Genomic DNA, 25,008 nt, shown 5'->3' on the forward strand with positions numbered 1-25,008 from the left:
GATCACCGCGCAAAGCAGCAGAAGCAGAAGTATGGAACGGACCAGTGTCTTGATACGCTACCCCTTGGTCACCACTTGGCCGCCACGGCGGCGACGATGGTGTGAACGGTGCCACTGTAACTCTTGTAGGCGGACTTCAGCTCGTTGTAGTCGTTGAACGAATATTCCAGCGTGGTGGAAAGCGCGCTGGTAAAGCGGTACTCGCCGCGTGTCGACAATGACGTGATCACGGTGTCCTGCGCGGTGATCTCCTTGATGCCGTCGGTGCTGCTGGTCAGCGAAAAGCTCTTGTCACTGGGGCTGAAAGCGGCCGAGGACCTGATCTGCTGTGCCGCCACCGCTAAATCGCTCTTCTCGGTCAGCGCATACGAGGCGTTGACACCATAGACATGGGACATACTGGAAAACTGCGAAACAGCCTGGCTGCCGACAACTACACCGGTGAAGAGAATCCCCTGCTCGACCTCCTGGTGCAGGTACGAATAGGTTGCCCCTACCGTGAGCCCCTGCAGCGGCACCCACCAGGCGCCGATGTTCGCGTTCTCGCTGTTGGTGCTCCGGGAGGTCAAAGGCGCCAGGGAAAAGGAGAGCGGCTCGAACGGGAAGTTCACCAGGTACTTTCTCACCTCGTCATTCTGGTCACGGCGCAAGATGGCGTGACTGGTGAGCCCCCAGCGGTTGTTGACGGTGTAGGTCGCCAACAGCTTCGCTTCCTGGCGGTTCTGAAAGGAAGCGCCGTAGGCGGGGTGCTCGGCGCTGGCATAACTGTAGTGGGCGCTGGTCCTCAGTCCCTTCACGGGGCGATAGTACGCCGACAGCGACCCGGTGTGGGTCGAGGTGCTCTGTGGCAGCCCCCAGGTTGTCTCCGTTGGCAGCTCAGCCACGTTGTCCCTGCGCAGAAAGTCGCCCCGGTACTCGCCGACCAGCGCGAGGTCCAGGCGGGGACGGTACGAGAAGGTGCCGGTTATCAGGTCCCGCGTGGTTTCACTGGGCGCCTTGACGACCATGACCGGATCGGTGAAGGCGCTGTTGCTGAGGGGGCCGCGCTTGTTGTAGTCGATCTCCTGGCGCCGATATTTGAGGGCGAAGGTGTACTCGCGGCTGGGGGTATAGATGAGGTCCCCCGCCGCGTTTTGCAGGTAGCTCTTCATGTGACGGACGCCGCTGGTATCACTTAGCTCCGACAGGTTCTCGCGCTGTTCAAAGCTGTACGAGCCGGAGCCGACAAGGCCGCCGGCCAGCGAGGTGTGCAGCTTCACGGTGTGGGAGAAGAAGCTGCTGTCGGGGTTTTCGTTGTGCTGCCGCGGCAAACCTGAAGGGAACTGGCTCAAGAAGTCGGGAGTACCGTTGAACTTGTTACGTTGTGCATAAGTGTCCACGGGGATCGGCATCCGGTCCTCGAAGTAACGCACCTTGAAGTCGTACACGAGGTCGACCGGTCCCAGGTGGGAGTCAAGACCCACGTGCCCTTCCTGGATCTGCTGATCCACTCGGCGGGCTTGGGCGTATATCTTGTTGGTGGCCCCCTCGAAGGCGGTATCGGCGAAGCGCTGCTGGATGGTCCCTTCCTTGACGTAGCGCCAGTACCCAAGATTTACGTGGAGGGGGTAGTTATGCAGCCGGTAGCGGAAATCCGCCCGGTCCTGTACCACGCTCACGCCGTAGTTCGCAACCGGGTCCTGGAGAGGTATGTATTCAGCCAGCGAGTTGCGGTCATCCGTTCTACCCGCCTCGAAACGGGCGGGGAACAGCAGTTCCCGGTCCAGGTTGTGGTACAGAGATTCCGTCCTCAGATGCAGGCGGTAATCGCCCTTATAGTCCATGAGCAGGTCGGCGTGGTAATCGTTCTCGTTAAGGTAGAACCCTTCCAGCTCGAGGTTGGTGTCTTTCTCCATGTGCCGGTAGAAGAGCCCGCCGCTACGGCTGGACTTCAGAAAGCCGTACTCCACGGCTCGCCCGCGGTACCCGTCCCCGAAAATGAAGTTGTAGCCGAGCGAGCCCCCTTTTTGCTCCAGCACTTCCACCTGGCGCTCGTCCTCCGACAGTGGTGCGCCCTCGATCTGCGGCGGTGCGACGGGCTCCTCGGTTACGGCGGGGGGGACCTCCGCGCCTGCGGCAGGCGCCTCTTCCGTGGCGGCAGGAGGGGGGAGATCGCTCTGCTGCTCCTCGCCCGTGGCGGTGGCGGCAGGTTCATCGGCGGGAGCATCCTTTTCGGCAGCCGCGGGCGCCTCCTGGCTCGCCGCCGGAAGCGGCTCCAAGTCCTGGGCAGCCACTCCCCCGGCGGCCAGCAGCAAAAGCAGCAGAGGCGAGACGACGGTTGATATGAGAGGTTTTTCCACCATCCGGCTCCTTTCTGTTACTGGCGCAGCGTGCCCCTGCCGGTGATGGCCGGAGAGGGGGTATCGGTGCCGTGCACCTGGGAATGGCAGTCCGTGCAGCGGTTGACGAATAGTTGCTTCAGCCCCGGCTGGTTGTCCGTGGCTAGGTGCCCGGTATGGCACTGCAGGCACAGAAACGGCATGGCGGCGTTCAGCAGGTGGTTGTTCACCGACCCGTGCGGGGTGTGGCAGTTCATGCAGTTCTCGGTGACGTCACCGTGCTCGAAGGCGAAGGGCCCCTGTTTTTCCATGTGGCACCTGGTGCAGGTTTCCTTGGGGGTATTCCCTTTGAGCAGGCGGTCCTGGGTAGAGCCGTGCACCTCGTGGCAGTCCACGCAGAACATCTTCTTCTCGCGCAGCGGATGGTGCGAGAACAGGGCATTTTCCGCCTGGACCTCGGGGTGGCAGGTGAAGCACATCTCGGACATCTGCTGCCGGCTCACCTTCTGCTGCGGCCCCTGGTGCAGCTTGTGGCAGTCCAGGCACCCCACGTCGTGCAGCGCGTGCGGGCTGGCGTTCCAGTGGGAGAGCACCGGGATCGAGGCGGCCGAATGGCACTTCAGGCAAAGCAGGGCCTGGGCCTGGGGCGGCAGGTGCATGATGTCCAGGAAGGTCGAGGTGTCGCACTTCTTCTTGAGGCGGGTGTTCTCCTCGCGGTCGTCGCTTAAATGGGCGATGGCGAGGCTGCCGGGACCGTGGCACGATTCGCAGTTGACCAGCGGCAGGCCGGTCTCCGGCTTGATCTGTTCACCGTGCACGCTGTGGCTGAAGTCATGGGTGATCTTGTCGTGCGCGTGGCACTTGGAGACGCAGTTGTTGGTGCCGACGTACTCGGCGTCGAGGCGCCCTACGATCATCTTCTCGTAGTCGCGGATGGGAAGGATGGGTTTACTCTGCTTGAGATCGGCGCAGGAGACCGACAGAAGGGGGAAAAGCGCCATGAGGATCACGAATTTGCCGCGGCGCAGAAGACGTGCTGACATCTATTCCCCCCTTATCCCCTTGGTCGTCGTGTAGATGAAGCCGCGCACGATGGGATTCTCGCTTTTCTTGATCTCGCGCGGCGTGCCGATCTCGACCACCGACCCGCCATGCATCATGGCGATCCGATCCGAGATGTACAGCGCGAAGTTGAGGTCGTGGGTGACGATTACCGTGGTGTTCCTGGTGCTCTCCTTGAGCTTCAGGATCGTGTTGGCCAGCTCGTCCGTGGTGACCGGGTCGAGCTCGGCCGTCGGCTCGTCGTACAGGATCAGGTCCGGGTTCATCGCGAGCGAGCGGGCGATGGCGACGCGCTTTTTCATGCCGCCGGAGAGCTCCGAGGTGCGCAGCTCCTCCTTGCCCACAAGGCCTACCATCTCCAGCTTCTGCTTGATGATCTCGCGGACCTGCAGCTCCTTGCAGACCCTCTTCTCCCTGAGCCAGAGCCCGACGTTCTCCCCGACGGTGAGGGAGTTGAACAGGGCCGAGGACTGGAACACCATGCTGTAGCGGTAATCGTGCGCCGCGGGCTGGGCACCGGCGCCGAAGATCGGGAGTTCGTCGATGTAGATCTCGCCGCTGTCCGGGGTCTCCAGCTTCACGATGTGTTTCAAAAGGACGCTCTTGCCGGTGCCGGACGGACCGATGATGCTGAAGGTCTCTCCCGCCCGAATTTCGAGGTTCACGTTCTTCAGTACGTGGTTAGGCCCGAAGGACTTGTTCAACTGCTCGATCCTGATGCCCACGCCCCTGGTATCGTGCAGGTTCACCGGCTGGCTGTTCTCTGAGTGAAAGAAAGAGCCGGGGAGGCCGTGTTTAAGCTTCTCGAACATCGGTTTCCTTTTGAGAACGAGTTATCGTGCCGGGCACGTGATAAGACCGGCTTTGCCAGTAAATTATGCCACCTGCCGTTGCAAAGAAGCGCGCACATACTACCAGAGTTGTAAGCCCGCTGGCAAGGGGGAATATTTGAGGACACTTAACGTTTACACAATCTTCGCGAGGGTGGTCACACTCAGAAAAGATAAGGAGAAGGGTTATCGAACTCCCGCCTCACCCTGAAGATGTACAGGTTCATCAGGACCAGGGCGATGGACGCGAGCAGCGTTGAGGAAAGGAGCTCCCCTTCCGGGACGGGAGAGTCGGCCAAGCGCGCATATTCGGCCGCTGGAATAAGGGAGAGGTTGACCCAGGCGTTGCAGATGTCGAGCAGGTTGTAACCGATCAGCAGCCAGACGGTGAGCCGCTGCCGTTTGAGCACCCCAAGCAGCAGATAAAGCGAGATCAGGCTGTCGGCGAAGACGAAGCGTTGGGCGATTCCCCCTTGGTAAAGGGTCCCCATGAAGGGAAACGGGTTGCCGTAACTGGAGAAGCAGAGCAGCAGCGAGAAAGAGGTAAGCAGGACCAGGGGCCACAGCGAAGCGGGGCGCCGGCCGTTTTCATCGGCCATGCGGCACCCCGCTGTTTTCACTCACGAAACGCAGCAACAATATCAACGTCTCCCCGCCTTGACGTGCTCCTTCAGCATGCAGCGGTCCATGACCACCTCGAGCCCGGCGTCGCGGGCGCGCTGCGCGGCCTCCTCGTGGACCACCCCTTCCTGCATCCAGACCACCTTGGCCCCCTTGGCGATCGCCTGCTCCACGATCTCCGGCACGAACTCGGAGCGGCGGAACACGTCAACGATCTCCACAGGCTCCGGTATCTCGGCCAGGGTCGGGTAGCTCTTCTCGCCGAAAACCTCGGCCACGGCCGGGTTGACGGGGATGATGCGGTAGCCGGCCCGCTTCAGGTAGGCGGCCACCTCGTGGCTGGGTTTGCCGGCGTCGGGGGAGAGTCCCACCACGGCGACGGTGCGGTACTTGGTCAGTATCTCTTTGATGTCAGGAACTTGCATAAGCACCTCCCTCATCCGGTTCAAGTGCCGGCGGCGCGTGACCTGCCGGCTCGTTACATCACCGATTGCGCATGCCGCTCACGGTGACGAAGAAGAAGATTACCACCATTACACCGGCGATGAAGATCCAATCTGCCGGGCTGAATCCGAACATGACTCCTCCTACTGTTCCAGTTGCTGCAGTGTGGCCTGGGCCTCTTCAAAATCGGGGTTGATCTTCAGGGCCTGGCGCAGGTAAAAGCGGGCGTCGCCGGCGGCGCCGAGATCCTTGCAGCAGAGCGCCAAAAGGTACGGGATCTCGGCCATGGGGAACTCCAGGGCGAACCAGGCGTCGGCCATGACGTCGTTCAGGATCGCGGTCGCCTCCTGGTAACCGCCGTCCTCACGCAGGGCCATGGCCCCCGCGATCGCTTCCAGGTAGTCCACCGCGGGCACCCGGGGCACCTCGCCCCGCTCGATTCTCTCCAGGCGCGCCTTCAGCTCAGCCTGGGCCTTCGCCTCGACCTGCGGCAGCAGAAGGCTCCAAAGCAAGGCCGCCTTGTCGTACTTGCCTAAAAGGAAAGAAACCTCGGCCAGGGTGGTGAGGCAACGGGGCTGATCGCCTCCCAGCTCGCGGGCCCGGTCCAGGTAGCCCTCTGCCTTGAACAGCGTGACCGTTGAGAGGTGCAGCGCCGAGAACCGGCAGGCCTGCTCCAAAAGGGTCGCCCCGATCTCGAGCGGGAAGTGCGCGTTCTCCGGCTCCATCAGGGCGAAGATGCGCAAAAGCTTCACGCGCCGCTCCAGGTAGGGAACCTCGACGTCCTTTTCACCGAGCATCAGGATGTGGCTGGCGAGCTCGGACACGTAGTGCGGATATCCCTTGAGCATCTCGGCGTAAAGCTCGCAGCAGCGGCAGCCGGGATCGGTGCGCAGCGCCTGGTAAATGCCGCGCCCGACGGCGTCGTAACCGGGAAGCTGTCCCTCCAGCGCGCGGTAGTCGTCGTCCAAAAGCGGGATCGGCTCCGGCCCCACGGTAAAGGAGACCTTGCCGTCGAGCCCACTCACCACGGTCCCCGCCGGTGGGCGATAATAAGTAACACCATTGATGGGGGTCATATCCCGTTCCATGCAACACACTCCTTTTTCCGCTAGCGCTCCCGTCCCGGGAACGTGTCAACACCGGCGTGCACGCCGATGGTCTTGTAGATGCGCACCTCGTCCCAGGGCTCGTCGAGGATGCCGTCGTGGATGGCCCAACTGCGCCCCTGCACGCTTTTTTCCATCCCGGGCCGCCGGAAAGGGGTGGAGCCGTCCAGCCTCTGGTACAGCACGCCCCCCGGAGCGAAACCGGCGTCGATCTCCTGCATCAGCCTCTTCCCCACCGTGTAGTCGAAGCCGTACTTCTCGTAGCGGATCGCGTTGTCGTAGGTGAGGGGCTCACCGACGATGAGCGGCATCCCGAGCGCCTCAGTAAAACGCTCCAGAAGGGGCAGAAACTCGCCGAACATCCTCAGGCCGCGCCGGGTCTGGTTCGGGAAGAGCCCTGCCTCCATGGCGCGTTCCTCTTCCGCCAGGTTGCGCCCGAGGGTCGCGAAGAGGTTGTTTTTTCCGTACTCGTCGAGGTCCACGTCGTAACGCGGCGCCATCGGATCCGCTATGGTGCAGAAGGAGAGCTCCATCTGGCAATGATGCGTATCGCAAAGCTCCAGGAAGAACACCGGATCACGGTCCTCGGGAGCCCGGCGGGCCACTAGGCGCAGAAAGCGCAGCCCCTCAGGTGCGATCACCTCGACGCTGCCCCGGTCCCGGATCAGCTCCAGCAGGCGCTCGGGGAGCAGCGACCGGTAGATCGCCTCCTTTTCGGCGGCGGGCAACCGGTTGATGTCATACAGGGAGAAGAGCTGCCTCCCCCCGCTGTCGGTCAATACCTTATGTTCGGTATCGTTTGCCATAGTCGCCGATCAGGACCGGGAAGATGTGTTCGCGCACGTAGGCGATGCTTTTTTCCACCGCGTCGAGCGCCCGGTTGCGGTCGTCCTCCTCGGCCCAGTGCATGGCGTCGAGGAGCATCCGGTGCGGGTAGCCAAGCTGCGAGATCAATTCGACGAACCGTGCCGGAAGCCGCGGGGGGAGCTCCCGGTCGTTCATGATGCCCCAGGCGATGGTCCAGGCCCGCGCCACGTTCATCTGGTCGTACCCCCCTCCCCCCACCGCGACCCAGGGGATCTCCAGGGCACGCAGCTTCCTCATTATATATGAGTAGGCGTGGGTGGTCACCTCGAGACGGGTAAGGGGGTCGGTCCTGAAGGTATCGGCCCCGAGTTGGGTGAAAAGGACGTCGGGATCGAAGGCGGCGATCAGGGGGAAGGCCACCTCGTCAAAGGCCTTCATGAACAAAGCATCGTCGGTGTGGGCCAGGAGGGGGAGGTTCACCGAGTATCCCTGCCCCGCCCCTTCGCCGGTCTCGTTTTCAAAACCGGTCCCCGGAAAGAAATACACCCCGCTTTCGTGCAGGGAAATGGTGAGCACCCGATCATCGCCGTAGAAGGCGTTCTGCACGCCGTCGCCGTGGTGGGCGTCCAGGTCCAGGTAGACCACCGTCTTCCCCTGCTCCAAGAGGTAGTTTATGGCGACCACGGCGTCGTTCAGGTAGGAGAAGCCGGACGCCCGCCCCGCCTGGGCATGGTGATACCCCCCGAGCGGATTAAAGGCGGCGGCGAAGCCCTCCTCGGCGACCAGACGGGCCGCCTCCAGCGTGCCGGAGACCCCGAGGCAGGCCCAATCGAAGACGCCGGGAAAGACGGGGTTCTCTACGTCGCCCAGCCCGTAGCGAAAATCGGCCCTCGGCTCGTCGGCGGCGCTGAACTCCCGCAACCGGTCCAGGTACTCCCCGGAATGGGCGCTCAACAGTTGCGGCTCGCTCACCGGACGCGGACGCACCTCGGTCATCGCCGGCAGGCTCAGAAGTCCGTAAGCGTCCATCAGGTCGCGCGCCAAACGGTAGCGCTGCACCTTGAACGGGTGCTGTTCGCCGTAGCAGTACCCGGACAAGTCGGTACAGGCTATGAGTGCGGTTTTGCGCGGCAACGGGTAAACCTCCGGCGAAAGTGTGCACAAATTTACCCGTTGGCCGTTTACAGGTCAACCTTTAAATCCTGCCCACGCCTTAAGCATCGCTGCTTATTTTCCGGGCAATTCGGAGCGACCCTCTCATTAGCAAAAAAAGCCCACCTCTGTTATTTCAAGGGTATATCGGCTTGGCAGAGTGCTTGCTAGGGTGTGGCGTTCTCCAACGACGGGGAGCGAGATACCAACGGAGGTAGCAAATGAACGGGATGTCAGCGATGACGACACTTGGCAACAGCAGCGACGTACTTTTCCTGATGCTCGGCGCGGTCATGGTTTTCGCCATGCACGCCGGATTCGCGTTTCTCGAAGTGGGAACGGTGCGTCAGAAGAACCAGGTGAACGCCTTCGTGAAGATCCTGACCGACTGGTCCGTCTCGACCGTGGTCTACTTCCTGGTCGGCTTCCCCATCGCCTACGGCATCAGTTTCCTGAAGCCGGTGAAGGAACTCCTGGGGCCGAACCAGGGTTATGACATCACCCACTACTTCTTCCTGCTCTGCTTCGCGGCCTGCATCCCGGCCATCATCTCCGGCGGCATCGCCGAGCGCGCCAAGTTCTGGCCGCAGGTGGTGGCGGGCGCCATCTTCGCAGGCCTCACCTATCCCCTGTTCGAATCCCTGATCTGGGGGCAGCACTGCTCCAGCCTGCAGGGGCTTTTCAAGCAGCTCGGCGGCGCCGAATTCCACGACTACGCAGGTTCCGTGGTGGTGCATTCCATCGGCGGCTGGCTGGCGCTTCCTGCCGTCCTGATCCTCGGACCGCGCATGGGACGCTACATCAAGGGTAAATCCCACCCGATTCCGGTCAGCAACATCCCCTTCCTGGCCCTGGGCTCCTGGATCCTCGCGGTAGGGTGGTTCGGCTTCAACGTCATGAGCGCCGGGCACCTGGAGAAGATCTCCGGCATCGTCGCGGTCAACTCGCTGATGGCCATGGTGGGCGGGGTGCTGGCAGCCCTCGTCGCCGGCAAGAACGACCCGGGTTTCGTACACAACGGCGCGCTCGCCGGGCTTATCGCCGTCTGCGCCGGCTCCGACATCATGCATCCCGTGTTCGCCTTCGTTACCGGCGCCATCGCCTCGGTCATTTTCGTGTACGGCTTCCACATCGAGCAGGAGAAACTGAAGATCGACGACGTGCTGGGCGTCTGGCCGCTGCACGGCATCATCGGCTCCTGGGGGGGCATCGCCGCGGGTATTTTCGGGCATGAGGCGCTGGGCGGCCTGGGCGGCGTCACTTTCGTTTCGCAGCTCCTTGGTTCGCTCTCCGCAATCGTCTTCGCCCTGATCAACGGCTTCCTGGTTTACGGCTTACTCGCCAAGACCGTGGGCATCAGGCTGAGCCAGGAGGAGGAATTCGCGGGTGCCGACCTTTCCATCCACAGTATCGGCGCCTACCCGGAGCAGCATATCCGCTGATCCGGCACGACCTGTTACCGCACTATGGAGGCCCCGAAACCGGGGCCTCTTTTTTTTGTTTTGTATTTTTTTGAGAAGACTGTATTATTTCCGATGTTAATAAATTCTCATTACCCTAAAAGGCGTACCTTATCATGAAGATACCCTTGGGACAGTTGCTGGTTCAATCCGGCATCATAACGGTAAAAACACTGGACCGGGCCCTGGCGCGGCAGCAAAGCTGCGGTTTGAGGCTTGGCGGGGTGCTCCTGGAGATGGGAGTGATTACCGGTGAGGAACTGCTCGAGGCGCTGGGCCAACAGTCCGGACTCGAGACGGTGAAGAGCATCCCACTCGATCACTTCTCGCCGGAGCTCCTGGCGCTGGTGCCTGGCGAACTCGCCCTCGCGAAGCAGCTGTTCCCGCTCAAGCAGCAGGACCGGACACTTTTTGTCGCAGTCGGCGACCCGCTGGACGGCGAGACGCTCCGGCATCTGGAACGGTGCAGTTCGCGTCGGGTCGTGCAGTTGCTGGCCGCCCCGGAAGAGATCGGCCATGCCGTGAAACAGTATTACCGCCAAGCCCAGGCGCTGGCGGAAATGAAGATCCTGCTGGTGGATGATCCTTCGGCGATGACCTGCGACGTGGAAGGAGCCCTCAAGAAGGAGGGATACCAGGTGGTCATAGCGCGGGACGGGGTCGAGGGTCTGAAGATTGCCTTCTCGCAAAAGCCCGACCTGATCCTGTGCGATGCTGGGACCCCCAGGATGGACGGTTACGCCCTGATGCGCGCCATCAAGGCGAACCCCGCCAGTGCTGGAACTCCGATGATCCTGCTCACTTCGAAGGCGTCCCCCGAGGAGGAGCACCGCGCGCTGAAGGCGGGCTTCCACGACTTCATCGCCAAGCCGGTGATGACCATCCGCGTGGTCTCCCGGGTGAAACGCGCCTTCGAAATCATGGACAAGTACCGAGACCCCCAGATGGCTCCCCCCGCCTGATCAGATCTAGCCTTTAACCCGGCAGCACAGCCTGCTGCTGCCGGGCCTTCCTTTCAGTTACTTCCTCCTGGTCAGCTCTACCAACGCATCGGAGAAGATCCCCAGTGCCTGTTTCAGGTCGGCGTCGCCCACGTTTAGTGGGGGGATCAGACGGACCACGTTGCGTTGCAAACCGCAGCCGATCAGGATCACTCCCTTGGCCAGGCACTCGTCGATCAGGTTCGTACAGAGCCTGCCGTCAGCGGCGCCGGCCTCGTCCACGAATTCCACTCCGATCATACACCCCATCCCCCTGACCTCGCCGATACTTGGGTTGTGCATGGCCACTTCCTGCAGGTAGGAAACCATCTTGGCGCCGGCCGCACAGGCCCGATCCAGAAGTCCCTCTTCCTTGATCGCCTGCAGCGTCGCCAGAGCGGCCGCGCAGGAGACGGGGTTCCCTCCGAAAGTGGAACCGTGCGCGGGGGAATCCCACTTGTCCATGAGTTCTTTGGAGGCGACCACCGCCCCAAGCGGCAGACCGGAAGCGAGCGCCTTGGCGGTCACCAGGATGTCGGGTTTTACCCCGGCATGTTCGCAGCAAAACCACTTACCGGTCCGTCCGATCCCCGACTGCACCTCGTCGAAGATGAGCAGGATGCCGTACTGGTCGCATATCTTGCGCAGCCCCTTCAAATAGCTTTTGGGGGCCGGGTAGTAGCCACCTTCCCCGAGGAACGGCTCGACGATAATGGCGGCGACTTCTTCGGGGGGCACCTGGCGCTGGAAGAGCCGGTCCAGCTCCTCCAGGCATTTCCCTCCGCACGCTTCGGCGTTCATGCCGCACGAGCAGATGAAGCAGGCGGGATAGCTGACCTGGTACACGGAGGGGACCAGCGGGTGGTAGCGCCTACGGTAGGCGGAGGAGCTGCTGGTAAGGGAGAGGGCCCCCATGGTGCGGCCGTGGAAGCCGCCGGTGCAGGAGACGATGGCCTGACGGCCGCTCGTGTAGCGCGCCAGCTTCAGGGCTCCCTCGACCGCCTCGGCGCCGGAGTTGCCGAAGAAAAGCATGTCCAGCCCTTGGGGCGTGACCGAGGTCAGCTCCTCGGCGGCCGCAACCGTCGCTTCGCTGTAGTAGATGCCACCGGCGTGGAGGTAATGATCCACCTGTTTCTTGACCGCTTGGATCACCTTGGGATGGTTGTGCCCCAAGTCCAAAACGGCGAGCCCGGACGAGAAGTCGAGAAAGCGCCTGCCATCAATGGACACCACTTCCGTCCCTTTGCCGCGGGCGATGGTGATCGGGTAGTAGTGATGCGCCGGCGGAGCTATCACTGCAAATGCCCGTCGAACCAGCCTGTCGTCTTCGGTCATGGTGCACCCCCACAATACATTAACTGCCGCACATGAATTGTAGATGATAGCAGAGTCATGAGGGTGCGCAAGACGGCCGTTAATCCTGCCGGAGAAGTTTTTTTTGCGGTTGTTGCAAATAAAAAAGATTAGTCTACACTAACGTCTGTGCCGAAAACGCCGGTCGAAAACCAATGAAGGACAAAAAGGAGGGGCGATGTACAAGGAGAAAAGAAACTTCGCCAGGCTGGCCTTACACGCGAAAGCGAACCTTCACCTGGGCGACCGCACCATCGAAGGAGAGGTCGAAAACCTCAGTATGAAGGGGGTCTTCGTGACGGCAGCACGGAAGCTGGAACTGAACGACATGGTAGCCGTGACCATCTACCACACCCTGACGCCGCAGGTACTGTGCGACCTGAAGGCAAAGGTGGTCCGGATCACCGAGCAGGGGATGGGACTTCAATTTGAGAAGACCCTTCTCGACTGAGAAGGGTCCGGAATAAACTGCCCCCAAGGGGAGTTGGTACGGGCCCGTTCAGGCCTTAACAGATGCGTGGCAGTTGTTCCCCCGCCAACATCTCCACTCCCCTCACTCCACCAACCAAAGTTTCCATCTGCACCTTGCCAGCGGAGGTCTCAGTGACCTCGCCGATGATAGCTGCATCCTTCCCCAGCGGGTGCCGGCGCATGGTGGCCAGGGCCGCTTCGACCTGATCCGGCGCCACGAAGGCCAGCAGTTTCCCCTCGTTAGCGACATAGAGCGGGTCGAGCCCCAGGATGGCGCAGACCCCCTTGACCCCCGGATTGACCGGGAGGCTCTTCTCGTCCAGCGTGATGGTCACGCCCGACTGCAGGGCGATCTCCTTGAGGGTGGTCGCCACGCCGCCGCGGGTCGGGTCGCGCAGCACGTGGAGCGCGGGACCCAGCGGCAAAAGGTCCGCCACCAGCCCGTTCAAGGGAGCCGAGTCACTCTGGATGCCACTGTCTATCTCCAGCCCTTCGCGCGCCGAGAGGACGGCGATGCCGTGGTCGCCGATGCAGCCGTTGACGATGACCTTGTCTCCGACCTGCGCCGAGGCGCCGTCGATGAGCAGGTTATGTTCGACCGCCCCGATGCCGGAGGTGTTGATGAAGATGCGGTCTCCCTTCCCTTTCGGCACCACCTTGGTGTCGCCGGTAACGATGGCTACCCCGGCAGCGTCGGCCGCTTCCCGCATGGAAGCGAGGATCCTGGCCAGCTCAGCCTTGGAGAAACCTTCCTCGAGGATGAAGCCTACAGAGAGGCACAAGGGGCGGGCGCCCATCATGGCCAGGTCGTTGACCGTGCCATTGACGGCGAGGTCGCCAATGTTGCCGCCGGGGAAGAAGACAGGGTCCACGACGTAGGAGTCGGTGCTGAAGGCAAGCTTGATGCCGCCGATATTGAGCAGGGCGGCGTCGTTCTGGCCGGCCACCGGCACGCTGGAGAGCTGCGGGATGATCAGTTCGTCGAGGAGCTGGTGCGAAAGCCTCCCGCCGCTGCCGTGGCCCAGGAGGATGAGGTCGTTATTCAAAGGATTCTCCTTTTCAGTCTGACCAGTCCGACTGGTCGAACTGGTATCGATTATTCCTACCGGCCGTACTTGAAGGCCGCGGCGCAGGTTCCCTCGGAGGAGACCATGCAGGCGCCTACCGGGGACTCGGGGGTGCACTTTCCGCCGAAAAGCGGGCAGTCGAAGGGGGAAACCTTTCCCTTCAGGATCTCGCCACACAGACACCCTTTGTGCTCCTTGAGCTCCTCCACCTGCACCGGGATCGCCTGCTCGGCGTCGAACTCCGCGTACTTGTCGGCGATCCGCAGCCCGCTGCCGGGGAGCACGCCGATGCCGCGCCAGGGGGCGTCGAAGGGGGTGAAGACGTCGGCCAGCATCGCCTGCGCTTTGGCGTTTCCTTCCCAGCGCACCACGCGCGAGTATTGGATCTCCACCTTGCTCTCGCCAGCCAGCGCCTGGCGTACCAGCAGCTCGACGCCCTGAAGGACATCGGTCGGCTCGAAACCGGTCACCACGCAGGGCACCTTGTACTCCTCGCACAGGAAGCGATAGGCGTCGGCACCGATGATGGCGCTGACGTGGGCCGGGCAGATGTAGCCGTCGACCTGCAGTTCGGGGTCGGCGGAAAGAATCGCCATCGGCTGCGGCATGGTCTTGTGTGAGGCGAGCACGAAGTAGTTGGTCAGTCCCTGCGCCTTCGCCGCCAAGATGCTCCCGGCGATGGTGGGGGCAGTGGTTTCGAAGCCGACGCCGAGGAAGATCACGCGCTTCGCCGGGTTCTTGGTTGCGATCTGCACGGCGTCCAGCGGCGAGTAGACCACGCGGATGTCGGCGCCCTTCGCCCGCTCTTCCATGAGCGAGGAACTGGAACCGGGCACGCGGAGCATATCCCCGAAGCTGGTGATTATCACGTCGGGAAGGCGGCACAAAGCGATGGCCCGGTCGAGGTAGCTGTTGGGGGTGACGCAGACCGGGCAGCCCGGGCCGGAGATAAGCTTTACCTGCGGCGGGAGCAGGCTTCTCAGGCCGAACTGGTAGATCGCCATGGTGTGCGTGCCGCAGACTTCCATGAAGACCAGGGGCTTCTCCAACCCCTTGGTCAACTCGGCGATGCGGCGCGCCAGTCCCTGCACAAGTTCCTTGTCGCGAAAGCTGTCCGAGTAGTTCATCCCATCAACTCCGGCGAGTAGACTTCACGCATCAACTCCAGGGTCGCCTTTGCATCTTCCTCGTCCAGCTTGGAGATGGCGAAGCCGGCGTGGACGATGACGAAATCGCCAACCTTCAGTTCCTGGTCCAGCATCATCAGGCTCGCCTCGCGCTTCACGCCATCGACCTCAGTCATGGCGAAATCGCCATCAATGCTGATCACCTGCATCGGTACACCTACACACATCTTTGGACTCCTTTGTACAATATCCGCGTTCGTCGTTTCGTCGTCATAAGGTTTGCCTGTGTCCCCGCCCCCGGAGGGGGAGGGATAGGGAGGGGGCGCGTAGCGGCTGTGCAAACAATCCCCCCCTCCCAACCTCTCCGGGGGGAGGAGCAAAAGCATTTACTGTCTCCGGAAAAGACTCCCGGCGATGACGGCTTGCCCGAGGGCAAGGCCACCATCGTTCGGCGGCACCAACCGGTGGCAATAAACTTTGAATCCGTCTCCCGCAAGCTGATCCGCCACGTCCTCGGTCAACAGCCGGTTCTGGAACACCCCGCCTGACAGGACCACCCGGTCCAGCCCACGTGCCGTCCTGATCCGTCCGCACATCTCAACGATCCCCGCCGCGACGGTGCGGTGGAAAGCACGGGCGATATCTGCGCGGCTCCTGCCGGCGGCAAGGTCCGCGCAGATGGCAGCGATAGCCGGGCCGAAGTCGATGACCTCCTCCCCCTCCCCTGCCACCAGGTACGGATAGGACTCTGATGCGCTCCCCGTCTCGGCGAGCGCCTCCAACTCGATGGCGGCCTGACCCTCGTAGCTGATCCGGTGCCGTACTACTAGAAGCGCCGACACGGCATCGAAAAGCCTGCCGCAGCTCGAGGTGAGCGGCGCATTGATTCCCTTCTCCAGCATCTTCAGAAATAGCGCTCGGTCCGCCTCCTGCACCTCGCCGCAGACGGCCAACGGCTGCCTGAACAGCTCTGCACCATGCAACCGGTACAGCGCCGAGAGCGCCATGCGGTAGGGTTCCTTGACCGCCGCATCACCGCCGGGCATGCGCAGTTGAGCAAAGTAACCCTGCCGTTTGAAACTTTCATAACCGCCCACCAGGAACTCGCCCCCCCAAATGGTGCCGTCGCTGCCGTAGCCGGTCCCGTCAAGGATCACCCCGATCACATCACCGTCCAGACCGTTCTCCGCCATGCAGGACGCCATGTGCGCGTGGTGGTGCTGCACGGAGATGCACGGCAGTCCCAGCCCCTGCGCGTACACAGTGGAGAGGTAGTCCGGGTGCAGGTCATGGGCGACCACCTCGGGAGAAATCTCGAGCAACCGCTGCAGGTGCGCCGCGCTTTCCTCGAGCGAGGCCATGGTAGCCGCGTTCTTCAGGTCGCCGATGTGCTGGCTCATGAACCCTTGAGCGCCGCGGGTGAGGCAAAGCGTTGCCTTCAGCTCCGCACCCAACGCCAGCACGCTGGCCTGTTCGGCCGGTAGCGCCAGCGCACGCGGCACGTAACCGCGCGAGCGGCGTAAAAAGAGAGGCTCGCCCCGGTACAGGCGGATCACCGAATCGTCAGTCCGCGTGTGGATTTCGCGGTCGTTGGTGAGAAACAGGTCCGCGATGCCGGAGAGCATGCGCAGCGCTTCGTCGTCCCGGTAGGCGATGGGCTCGTCGGAGAGGTTGCCGCTGGTCATCACAAGGGGACCGCCGAAACCGCGCGTCAGCAGGTGTTGCAAAGGGTTCCCCGGCAGCATGAAGCCGAACCAGCCGTTGCCCGGGGCAACCAGTTCCGCTATCGGGGTCTGCGGGAGGTTCCTCATCAAAACGATGGGGCGTTCCACTCCCGCGAGGAGCCGTCCTTCCAGATCGGAGCAGTGCACGTGGCGGCGCACGGAGTCGAGGTCGGGGGCCAGCATGGCGAAGGGTTTTTCATCGCGCTTCTTGCGCCGGCGCAACAGCCCCACGGCCGCTTCACTGCAGGCGTCCACCGCCAAGTGATACCCGCCCACCCCCTTCACGGCGACAATGGCACCATCTTTCAGCGCCTCGATCGTCTGCCGCAACGGATCCCCGGTCACGGCGACTCCCTCGCGGTCGACAAGGCTCAGGCGCGGGCCGCAGACCGGGCAGGCGTTGGGCTGGGCATGAAAGCGGCGGTTCAGCGGATCGTGGTACTCGGCCAGGCAGTCGTCGCACATGGCGAAGCCGGCCATGGTGGTGGCGGGACGGTCGTAGGGGATGCCGGTGATGATGGAATAGCGCGGGCCGCAGTTGGTGCAGTTAATGAACGGGTAGAGGTACCTGCGGTTTTTCGGGTCGAAGAGTTCGGCGAGACAGTCGTCGCAGACGTCGCAGTCGGGGGAAATCTCGCCCCCCTTCCCCGCCTTGGCGCTTTCCAGGATGACGAAGCCGTCCCCACCGACAGGCGCGATCTTCTCCAACTTGAGCGAACCGATCATGGCCAGCGGGGGTGCATCCTCGCGCAGGGCGTGGCTGAAGGCGAGCAGGTCGTCCCTATCCCCTTCCGCCTCGATCTGCACCCCCTTGCCGGTGTTGCGCACCCAGCCTGAAAGCCCGAAACGCAGGGCGAGACGGTACACGAAGGGGCGGAAGCCCACCCCCTGCACGATGCCGTCGATCTCCAGGCTGGCGCGCTCGCGTGAGGTCATCTCGTTACCGAAAGGTCCGGACTAAGCCTTGGACCGCTCCATCCCTTTCTTGAGCCAGGCGTACCACTCGTCCATCCCCTGGCCGGTCTTGCTGGAGACCTCGAGGATGTGGATGCCCGGGGAGACGCGGCGCGCCATCTCCTTGCACTTCTCGACGTCGAAGTCGAGGTAAGGAAGCAGGTCTACCTTGTTGAGCAGCATGATGTCGGCGGCGTGAAACATCTGCGGGTACTTAAGCGGCTTGTCCTCGCCCTCGGTGACGCTCAGGACCACCACCTTGTGATGTTCGCCGAGGTCGAAGGATGCGGGGCAAACGAGGTTGCCGACGTTCTCGATCAGGAGCAGGTCCAGGTTGTCCAGGTCGAAGCTCTCCGTAGCGTGCAGCACCATGTGCGCGTCGAGATGGCAGCCGGCGCCGGTATTCACCTGCTTTACCGGCACGCCGGTAGCGGCGATGCGCATGGCGTCGTTGTCGGTCTGCTGGTCGCCCTCAACCACCGCGCAGCGGCAGGTTTCGGCCAGATCCCTCAGCGTCCGCTCCAAGATGGTGGTCTTGCCCGAACCGGGAGAGGAAACCAGGTTCAGCACGAACAGCCCCTTCTCGCGGAACAGGGCGCGGTTGCCCGAAGCCATCCTGTTGTTCTTGGCGAGGATGTCGGTCTCGATCACTACCTTCCGGGCAGGCTGTTCCACTGCCTGGGCGTGGTCATGCTGATGGTGGTGCTTGTGTCCGTGCTCGTGCTTATGGCCATGGTCATGGTCATGCCCGTGATCGTGGTCGTGACCGTGCCCATGGTGGTGTCCATGATGATCGTGGTCGTGCTCATGGTCATGGTCGTGCTTATCGTTCGGGCCGCAGCCGCAGTCTACGCACATATCGTTCAACCTCCGGACTAGGCGTCTTTCTTCTCGTTCTTCTCGTTGATCTGGACCACGTCTTCGCCGTTCATGGCCTTCTTGAAGCCCCTGATGCTGCTCCCCAGCGCCTGGCCGAACTGCGGCAGTTTGCTGGGACCGGCCACAACCAGCAGGATGACGGCTACGATGATCAACTCAGGCAAACCAAATCCAAACATATCGTTTCTCCTTTTCAGCGCGGATCCGCTGACCGGATCAGGCATCTTTCCTTTTCAGTTCCACGCCGACCTTGGCCAGCTCTTCGACCACCAGGGCGGCCACCTTCTCGAGCCCGGCCTGAAGCGGCGGGGTGAGCTGGTCGCCCGGGTCGAGGGACTTGGCAACAATACCAAAGAAGGTGAGGTCAGGCTTCGGCGCATCGCGCATTTCGGAGATCAGGAGCATCTCCTGAAGGCCGATCTGGTGCGGCGACATCTTGACCGGGATGTTCTTCAGCATGATGTCTTCGCGCTCGTAGCGGAAGATGTCACCCGGCTCGCCCTTGGCCTGCACCACGTCCACCAGGATGACCTTGTCGGCCTCCTCGAACTTGAAGTGCACCATGATGCCCAAGGTGCCGCCGTCGTAAAGTTCGACGTTCTCCGGGATCTGGTAATGCTGCTCTAAATGTCTAACGAAATGGACGCCGAACCCCTCGTCGGAGAGGATCAGGTTGCCGGCGCCATAGATGAGAACCTGCATATAACCTCCAGAAAAAAAGAAAGACCGGGGGGAAAACCAGGGGCTAGGAACTAGGGACTGGGGGCTAGCAAAACCAGGCTCTAAATTAAACGAGTACCGGCGGCGGCACAAGCTTTTTTCGCTGGCGCGCGCCCCCTAGGCCTTGTGGAATTGCCGAATCTGTGCCGCCCTACCCAACATACCTAACCGCTGTTCTCCAGTCCCGGCCACCATCTGCGAGAGGGGGACCGGCACCTGCGGAGCCAGTCCCCTGCCCGTTGATGGGGACTGGCTCCGTGAGGTGCCAGTCCCCTTTCGCCCTACAGTACCTTGACCTTGGTGATCTCTGCCCCTTCCGGGTCCACGGTGTGGACGGCGCAGGCGATGCACGGGTCGAAGGAGTGGATGGTACGCAGCACCTCGAGCGGTTTGCTGGCGTCGGCGATCGGGTTGCCCACCAGCGATGCCTCGTAGGGACCGAGTTCGCCCTTGTCGTTTCTCGGCGCGGCGTTCCAGGTCGAGGGAACGACGGCCTGGTAGTTCTCAATCTTTTTGTTCTTGATCACGATCCAGTGGGACAGGGTGCCGCGCGGCGCCTCGTGGAAGCCGACGCCCCTGTACTCGCCTTTCGGGATCACGGTGTGGTTGGCGTAGGTCTGGTCGCCGGAAGCGATGTTGGCGATCAGCTTGTCCAGGTTATCCAGCGACAGGTCGGCCATGACGTGGGCGCGAGCGCCGCGGCAGAAGAGGCGGCCCATGGTGGAGTGGATGTCTCCGAGCGAAATGCCCAGGGCGGAAACGGCGCCGTCCACGAGCTTCTTGACCTTCGGGTTTCCTGCGGCGTAAGCGGCCATGATCTGTGCCGGCGGACCGACCTGGACCGGCTTGCCGTCGAGGGTCGGAGCCTTGCACCAGGAGTACTTGCCGTTTTCTTTGAAGTCGGTGTAGTCCGGCTTGGTCTCGCCGTCCCAAGGATGCAGGGTGCCGTTACCCTCGTACCAGGCGTGGGTGACGTTCTCCTTGATGTTCTTGATCAGGTAGTCGTCGCGGTGATCTTTGACCATCCTGATGCCGCCGATGTTGCCGCCCATGACGACGCCGCCCGGCAGCATGAACTTGGTGTTCTTGGTATCTTCCGGGAACTCCGGCACCGCCATGTAGTTGGTGACGCCCGCGCCGTACTTGAACCAGTCCTTGTAGGCGCCGGCGATGGCGAGGAGGTCCGGATAGTAGACCTTCTGGACGAAGTCGCGGGTCTCTTCCATCAGGGTCCTGAGGTAAATCAGGCGCTCCATGTTGAGGGTCGCGATGTTCTCGGTGTTGATCGCGGTGGCGACGCCGCCGACCACGAGGTTCTGGATGTGCGGGTTCTTGCCGCCGAGGATCGCGGTGGCCTGGGAAGCCTTCCGCTGGTAGTCGAGTGCCTTCAGGTAGTGGGCGACCGCCATCAGGTTCACTTCCGGGGAGAGTTTCATCGCCGGGTGGCCCCAGTAGCCGGTAGCGAAGATGCCGAGCTTGCCGCCGGCTACGAACGCCTTCAGCTTGTCCTGCACCGCCTTGAACTCCTTCTCGGAGTTGCCCGGCCAGTCGGAGATGCTCTGCGCGATCTGCGCGGTCTTCTTGGGATCGGCCTTCAGCGCGGAGACGATGTCGACCCAGTCGAGAGCCGAGAGGTGGTAGAAGTGGACGATGTGGTCCTGCACCGAGTGCTGCGCGATCATGATGTTACGGATGTACTGCGCGTTCAGCGGCACCTCGACGTCGAGGGCGTGCTCGACGGCGCGGATGGAAGAGATGGCGTGCACGGTGGTGCAGACGCCGCAGAAACGCTGCACGAAGCTCCAGGCGTCCTCCGGGGCGCGCCCCTTGAGGATGACCTCGATGCCGCGCCACATCTGGGCGGAGGACCAGGCGTTGGTGACCTTGCCGCCGTTTGCTTCGACATCGATCCTCAGATGTCCTTCGATTCGGGTGATGGGATCAAGCGTGATTCTAGACATTTATTCCTCCAAAAGGCTTATTGCTTAATTAATGTTAGTGCGCGTGCGCCTCGCCGGCCGGCAGAGTTTTTTCTGCCTCGGCACCCTTGTGCTTCTTCGCGTGTCCCTTCTTCTTGTGGGCGCCGTGCAGGTCCATGTTGGGCAGAACCGGGAACAGCGCCACGAAGACCTTGTAGCCCAAGATCTCCAGGGCCACGATGCCGACCGTGATCATCACCTCGGCGAAGGAGGGGAAGTACTTCCAACCCTGGCCCGGGTTGAAGCCGATCAGGTAGACGTTGAAGCGGTACAGGGCGCCGCCCAGGACGATCATGGACGCCGAGATGAAGAGCCAGCGTGCCGACCTTCTGCACTTCTTGACGAAGAGGATCAGCGAACCGCCTGCGATGAGCAGGAACTCGGTCATGAACCAGCCGGAGTAAAAGTCGCCCTTGAGCGCCGCGTGAATCTGGCCGCGATAGGACAGGTCGCCGATGACGACGGTAAGCCAGATCACGGTAACAAACGGGATCAGCCCGGCCAGGCCGGAGAGTTCCTCGATCTCGAAGGGACGCTTGAAGGAGTAGCTCGAGATGATCGACTCGAGGATGGCGATGGAGTAGCCGATGAAGACGCAGTTCAAAAGGAACAGAAGCGGCAAGAAGCCGGTGTGCCAGAGAGGATGCAGCTTGGTGGAGGCGATAAGGAGCAGGCTCCCCAGCGAGGACTGGTGCATGGTCGGCAGCGTGATGCCAAGGACGATGAAGAAAATGAGGACCTTGTTCAGGCGCGGGTTGAGCCAGGCCGCTCCCAGGCGCACCATCTCCAGCTTGTCCTCCATGGTCTTCTTGTCCGGTGCTATCTTCGGGTGCAGCCAGTTGCGGATCGCGTTCATGCGATCCCACTTGCTCTTCTCGATCGAGGTGAGGATCGCCGGGAGGAACTCGAGGATGAGGACCGTGGAGTAGGCCATGACGCAGAGCGCTACCTCGAACATGGCGGAGTTCGCCTGCCACTTGCTCGGGATGAAGAAGTTGTATGCGTTCCAGGGACGACCCAGGTCGACCATGACCGAGAAGCCGGCCAGGCCGTAGCCGAACATGGAGGTGAGGATCGCGGAGCGGATCATCGGGTGGTACTGCATCCGGTTCCTGATGTAGACCAGGATGGCGACCGCGTAGCCGCCGCAGGCGATTGCCGTGCCGGTGGCGACGTCGTAGGTGATCCAGATACCCCAGGGGTAGCCGTCGCTCATGTTGGAGACGGCGCCGATACCCTTCACGTAGCGCACACCGACGAAGTAGAAGCCGAGCAGCACGATGGAGAGGAGGATGAAGAAGGATTTGGTAAAGATTCTACCTTCCAGCTTCTGGTATTCTTCACTGTGTCCCATTACTTACCCCCCTTCTTGTGATCGTCGTCGTGCCCCTGGTGTTTCTTCATGTTCTTCACCGCAATGAAGCAGAGGGTGCTGTACAGCGCCACCGGGGCGATGAAGCCCTTGTAGATGGTGTGCTGGATCTTCTCGGAGAACTCGGCGGGAGCTTCCGGCTTGATCTCGGGGAGACCGAGCTTGTTGAACGGCATGGAGGCGAGGTAGAGGTGGTTGGTGCCCCCCCCTTCGTGCTCGCCGTAGACGTGGGCCACGTACTTGTCGGGCGCGTCCTTGAGCCTCTGGTGCGCCTCCTCCAGGAGGTCCTTTCTCTTGCCGAACTTGATGGCGCCGGCCGGGCAGGTCTCGGCGCAGGCCGTAATCCCCTTCTCGCGCAGGTTGGTCGACTTGCACAGGTCGCATTTCACGATCTGCGGCACCGCCTTCTCCCATTGGAACTTCGGGATGTTGTACGGGCAGGCGATCTGGCAGTAGCGGCAGCCGATACAGGTGTTCTTGTTGTAATCGACGATGCCGGAGACCTTCTCCTTGGTCATGGCCGAAACCGGGCAGACCGAAACGCAGGAGGGCTTCTGGCAGTGCATGCAGGAGTACTTCACGTAGCTCCAGCGTTTCTCGCTCTCCTTGAACAGCTTGATCAGGGTGCGGGTTGAGCCGGAGAGGTCGCTCGGGGCATCCCACAGACCATCCTCGTCGAACTTCGCCTTCTCGTAGGAGAGTGAGCCGTAGTCGGAGTTGACCCTTTTGCAGGCCGACATGCACGCCTTGCAGCCGACGCACTTGGTGGCGTCGTAGAGCATGCCGAGCTCATCGTTGTTGACCTGGAGTCCCTCGTTGGCCAGGGCGCTACCCGCGCCGCAGGCCACAAGCCCTGCACCGGCGGCGCCGGCGAGCTTGAGGAAATCGCGTCTACTTGTCTTTTTCATGGGCATCCTCCTGCGCCTCGCCGGCCGGAAGCTTCTTGGCGAGCATCGCGCCGGCGCCGAGTGCCGCACCTGCCGCGAGACCGACGAAGCCGGTGGTCAGCGGGTCCGGACCCTTCCCTTTTTCCTTCAGGTCCACCGGGGCGTAGCTGTCGAACGGCGTCGGCTCGTGGATCTGCACCTTCTCTGCGATGGCGGTCTTGAAGAGGATGTCCGGCTCGGTGCAGCCGATGCAGGGGTGACCGATGGAAACCGGCCAGGCGCCGACATCGTTGAAGCGCTGCACGGAGCAGTTGGCGTAGGTCGCGGGGCCCTTGCAGCCCAGTTTGTACAGGCAGTAGCCCTGGGCGTGGGTCGGGTCGCCGTACGCCTTGGCGAAGCGGCCGGCGTCAAAGTGCGGACGACGCTCGCAGTGCTCGTGGATCCTTCTGCCGTAGGCGAACTTCGGACGGCCCAGCTGATCCAACTCGGGCAGCTTCTTGAAGGTCAGGTAGTACAGCACGGTGGACAGGAAGTTGTAGGGGTTCGGCGGACAGCCCGGGATGTTGATGATCGGCTTATCCTTGATGATGTCCTTCACGCCGACCGCGCCGGTCGGGTTCGGGGAGACTGACTGGATGCCGCCGTAGGAGGCGCAGGTGCCGATAGCGATGATGGCGGCGGCGCCTTCGGCCGCGTGCTGCAGGGACTCGAGGGCGGTCCTGCCGGAGACCTTGCAGAAGATGCCGTTCTGCTTGGTCGGGATGGCGCCTTCCACGACCAGGATGTACTTGCCGTGGTTGGCCTTCATGGAATCATGCAGAGCCTGCTCGGCCTGGTGCCCGGCGCCGACCATGAGGGTCTCGTGATAGTCCAGCGAGATCATGTCCAGGATCAAGGTGGAAATGGTCGGGTGGGACGAACGCAACAGCGACTCCGAGCAACCGGTGCACTCCTGGAAGTGAAGCCAAATCACCGCAGGGTTGCCGTTTTTCTCAACGGCCTCGGCCACCTGCGTATGCATGGCGAAGGGAAGCCCCATCATCGCGGTGGCGGTGACACAGGCCTTCATGAAACTCCTGCGGGTGACCCCTTCGCAAAACATCTCTTCTTTCATAACAAGCCTCCTCGAGATAAATCAAACCGCCCGTATACGGCAACACCCGTGCCAATCCGGTAAACAAAATTTGAAATTGTAATACACTGGAATCACTGGGCAAAAAAAAGGGCGCCCGCGGAAGCTCTCCGCGCGGCGCCTTTCTTTGCCTCATTTTGTTGGGTACTTCTGTCCCTGCTTTGTATCATTTTGTCCCAAGGGTGGAAAAAGGGAGAAAGGGGGACAGGCACCTGCGGAGCCAGTCCCCGTCATTCCAGCTCCAACTCCTTTACCCTCAGTTCCTCTCCCGAGACGATGGCGAGGCCGAAGGCGCCACACCCGGGACAGGGGGAGAAGAGGCTTTGCAGGGGAAATTCACCGTGACAGGCGGGGCAGGTTCCCCGGCCAGACACCTCCTCGATGGTCAGCTTGGCACCCTCCAGCAGGGTCCCCTTGGTGCAGGCCTCGAAGCAGAATTCCACGCTCTCCGGCACCACCCCGGACAGCTCCCCGATCTCGAGAACCACCTCTATAACCTTGCGCCCCGCCGCGTGCCCCTCACAGATCTCCACCACGCTCTGGGTTATGCTCATCTCGTGCAT

Annotated in this window: 25 protein-coding genes; 3 read left to right on the top strand and 22 right to left on the bottom strand. The window is 62.1% G+C overall.

Features of this window, described 5'->3' with window-relative positions:
• Positions 1-68: 68 nt before the first annotated feature.
• The 9 genes from JFN90_RS07680 to JFN90_RS07720 form a co-directional block, all read right to left on the bottom strand.
• The gene (locus JFN90_RS07680) at positions 69-2,342 is read right to left on the bottom strand and encodes a hypothetical protein (protein ID WP_199394525.1); all 2,274 of its coding nucleotides are present in this window, start codon (positions 2,340-2,342) and stop codon (positions 69-71) included.
• 14 nt (positions 2,343-2,356) lie between these two features.
• On the bottom strand, positions 2,357-3,361 hold the full coding sequence (locus JFN90_RS07685) for a DmsE family decaheme c-type cytochrome (protein ID WP_199394526.1): 1,005 nt from the start codon (positions 3,359-3,361) through the stop codon (positions 2,357-2,359).
• Positions 3,362-4,192: an ABC transporter ATP-binding protein gene (locus tag JFN90_RS07690; protein WP_199394527.1), complete on the bottom strand. Its 831-nt coding sequence runs from the start codon at positions 4,190-4,192 to the stop codon at positions 3,362-3,364.
• Positions 4,193-4,374: 182 nt separating this feature from the next.
• Complete coding sequence (locus tag JFN90_RS07695) at positions 4,375-4,809, bottom strand: hypothetical protein (protein ID WP_199394528.1); 435 nt, start codon at positions 4,807-4,809, stop codon at positions 4,375-4,377.
• 42 nt (positions 4,810-4,851) lie between these two features.
• Positions 4,852-5,256: a CoA-binding protein gene (locus JFN90_RS07700; RefSeq protein ID WP_199394529.1), complete on the bottom strand. Its 405-nt coding sequence runs from the start codon at positions 5,254-5,256 to the stop codon at positions 4,852-4,854.
• Positions 5,257-5,314: 58 nt separating this feature from the next.
• Positions 5,315-5,410 carry a twin-arginine translocase TatA/TatE family subunit gene (locus JFN90_RS22375; protein WP_199394530.1) on the bottom strand — a complete coding sequence of 32 codons (96 nt, stop codon included), beginning with the start codon at positions 5,408-5,410 and terminating at the stop codon, positions 5,315-5,317.
• A gap of 8 nt (positions 5,411-5,418) precedes the next feature.
• On the bottom strand, positions 5,419-6,363 hold the full coding sequence (locus JFN90_RS07710; RefSeq protein WP_199394531.1) for a tetratricopeptide repeat protein: 945 nt from the start codon (positions 6,361-6,363) through the stop codon (positions 5,419-5,421).
• Between the two features lie 20 nt (positions 6,364-6,383).
• Positions 6,384-7,187 carry a hypothetical protein gene (locus JFN90_RS07715; protein ID WP_199394532.1) on the bottom strand — a complete coding sequence of 268 codons (804 nt, stop codon included), beginning with the start codon at positions 7,185-7,187 and terminating at the stop codon, positions 6,384-6,386.
• Entirely contained in the window at positions 7,165-8,322 is a 1,158-nt protein-coding gene (locus JFN90_RS07720; protein WP_199394533.1) for an acetoin utilization protein AcuC, read from the bottom strand. The genes JFN90_RS07715 and JFN90_RS07720 overlap by 23 nt, the downstream gene beginning before the upstream one ends.
• 239 nt (positions 8,323-8,561) lie before the next feature.
• Between JFN90_RS07720 and JFN90_RS07725 the strand changes: the two genes are divergently transcribed.
• Positions 8,562-9,782 (top strand): ammonium transporter, encoded by a 1,221-nt coding sequence (locus JFN90_RS07725; RefSeq protein WP_199394534.1) that lies wholly within the window; start codon positions 8,562-8,564, stop codon positions 9,780-9,782.
• A 134-nt stretch (positions 9,783-9,916) separates the two neighbouring features.
• The gene (locus tag JFN90_RS07730) at positions 9,917-10,762 is read left to right on the top strand and encodes a response regulator (protein WP_199394535.1); all 846 of its coding nucleotides are present in this window, start codon (positions 9,917-9,919) and stop codon (positions 10,760-10,762) included.
• A gap of 57 nt (positions 10,763-10,819) precedes the next feature.
• Here the strand turns inward: JFN90_RS07730 and JFN90_RS07735 are convergent, their stop codons facing one another.
• Positions 10,820-12,115: an aspartate aminotransferase family protein gene (locus JFN90_RS07735; protein ID WP_199394536.1), complete on the bottom strand. Its 1,296-nt coding sequence runs from the start codon at positions 12,113-12,115 to the stop codon at positions 10,820-10,822.
• A gap of 196 nt (positions 12,116-12,311) precedes the next feature.
• Between JFN90_RS07735 and JFN90_RS07740 the strand changes: the two genes are divergently transcribed.
• On the top strand, positions 12,312-12,584 hold the full coding sequence (locus tag JFN90_RS07740) for a PilZ domain-containing protein (protein WP_199394537.1): 273 nt from the start codon (positions 12,312-12,314) through the stop codon (positions 12,582-12,584).
• 55 nt (positions 12,585-12,639) lie between these two features.
• On the opposite strand, the gene hypE is transcribed toward JFN90_RS07740, so the two are convergent.
• The 12 genes from hypE to hypA all read right to left on the bottom strand — a co-directional run bounded on the left by hypE (position 12,640) and on the right by hypA (position 25,008).
• On the bottom strand, positions 12,640-13,650 hold the full coding sequence (hypE, locus tag JFN90_RS07745; protein WP_199394538.1) for a hydrogenase expression/formation protein HypE: 1,011 nt from the start codon (positions 13,648-13,650) through the stop codon (positions 12,640-12,642).
• A 56-nt stretch (positions 13,651-13,706) separates the two neighbouring features.
• A complete protein-coding gene (hypD, locus tag JFN90_RS07750; protein WP_199394539.1) occupies positions 13,707-14,798 on the bottom strand; it encodes a hydrogenase formation protein HypD in 1,092 nt (363 codons plus the stop codon).
• Positions 14,795-15,025, bottom strand: coding sequence for a HypC/HybG/HupF family hydrogenase formation chaperone (locus tag JFN90_RS07755; protein ID WP_199394540.1), 231 nt, complete (start codon positions 15,023-15,025; stop codon positions 14,795-14,797). Before JFN90_RS07755 ends, hypD begins: the two co-directional genes overlap by 4 nt.
• 159 nt (positions 15,026-15,184) lie before the next feature.
• Positions 15,185-17,458 (bottom strand): carbamoyltransferase HypF, encoded by a 2,274-nt coding sequence (gene hypF, locus JFN90_RS07760; protein ID WP_199394541.1) that lies wholly within the window; start codon positions 17,456-17,458, stop codon positions 15,185-15,187.
• A 21-nt stretch (positions 17,459-17,479) separates the two neighbouring features.
• The gene (hypB, locus tag JFN90_RS07765; protein ID WP_199394542.1) at positions 17,480-18,334 is read right to left on the bottom strand and encodes a hydrogenase nickel incorporation protein HypB; all 855 of its coding nucleotides are present in this window, start codon (positions 18,332-18,334) and stop codon (positions 17,480-17,482) included.
• A gap of 17 nt (positions 18,335-18,351) precedes the next feature.
• Complete coding sequence (locus JFN90_RS07770; RefSeq protein ID WP_199394543.1) at positions 18,352-18,534, bottom strand: twin-arginine translocase TatA/TatE family subunit; 183 nt, start codon at positions 18,532-18,534, stop codon at positions 18,352-18,354.
• 37 nt (positions 18,535-18,571) lie between these two features.
• The gene (locus tag JFN90_RS07775; protein WP_199394544.1) at positions 18,572-19,057 is read right to left on the bottom strand and encodes a HyaD/HybD family hydrogenase maturation endopeptidase; all 486 of its coding nucleotides are present in this window, start codon (positions 19,055-19,057) and stop codon (positions 18,572-18,574) included.
• Positions 19,058-19,356: 299 nt separating this feature from the next.
• The gene (locus JFN90_RS07780) at positions 19,357-21,036 is read right to left on the bottom strand and encodes a nickel-dependent hydrogenase large subunit (protein WP_199394545.1); all 1,680 of its coding nucleotides are present in this window, start codon (positions 21,034-21,036) and stop codon (positions 19,357-19,359) included.
• Between the two features lie 34 nt (positions 21,037-21,070).
• A complete protein-coding gene (gene hybB / locus JFN90_RS07785) occupies positions 21,071-22,408 on the bottom strand; it encodes a Ni/Fe-hydrogenase cytochrome b subunit (RefSeq protein ID WP_199394546.1) in 1,338 nt (445 codons plus the stop codon).
• Positions 22,408-23,334 carry a hydrogenase 2 operon protein HybA gene (gene hybA, locus JFN90_RS07790; protein WP_199394547.1) on the bottom strand — a complete coding sequence of 309 codons (927 nt, stop codon included), beginning with the start codon at positions 23,332-23,334 and terminating at the stop codon, positions 22,408-22,410. Before hybA ends, hybB begins: the two co-directional genes overlap by 1 nt.
• Positions 23,318-24,427, bottom strand: a complete 1,110-nt coding sequence (locus JFN90_RS07795) for a hydrogenase small subunit (protein ID WP_199394548.1) — start codon at positions 24,425-24,427, stop codon at positions 23,318-23,320. Before JFN90_RS07795 ends, hybA begins: the two co-directional genes overlap by 17 nt.
• A 248-nt stretch (positions 24,428-24,675) precedes the next feature.
• On the bottom strand, positions 24,676-25,008 hold the full coding sequence (gene hypA / locus JFN90_RS07800; RefSeq protein WP_199394549.1) for a hydrogenase maturation nickel metallochaperone HypA: 333 nt from the start codon (positions 25,006-25,008) through the stop codon (positions 24,676-24,678).

The sequence above is a fragment of the Geomonas propionica genome (assembly GCF_016458235.1).
Lineage (GTDB): Bacteria > Desulfobacterota > Desulfuromonadia > Geobacterales > Geobacteraceae > Geomonas > Geomonas propionica.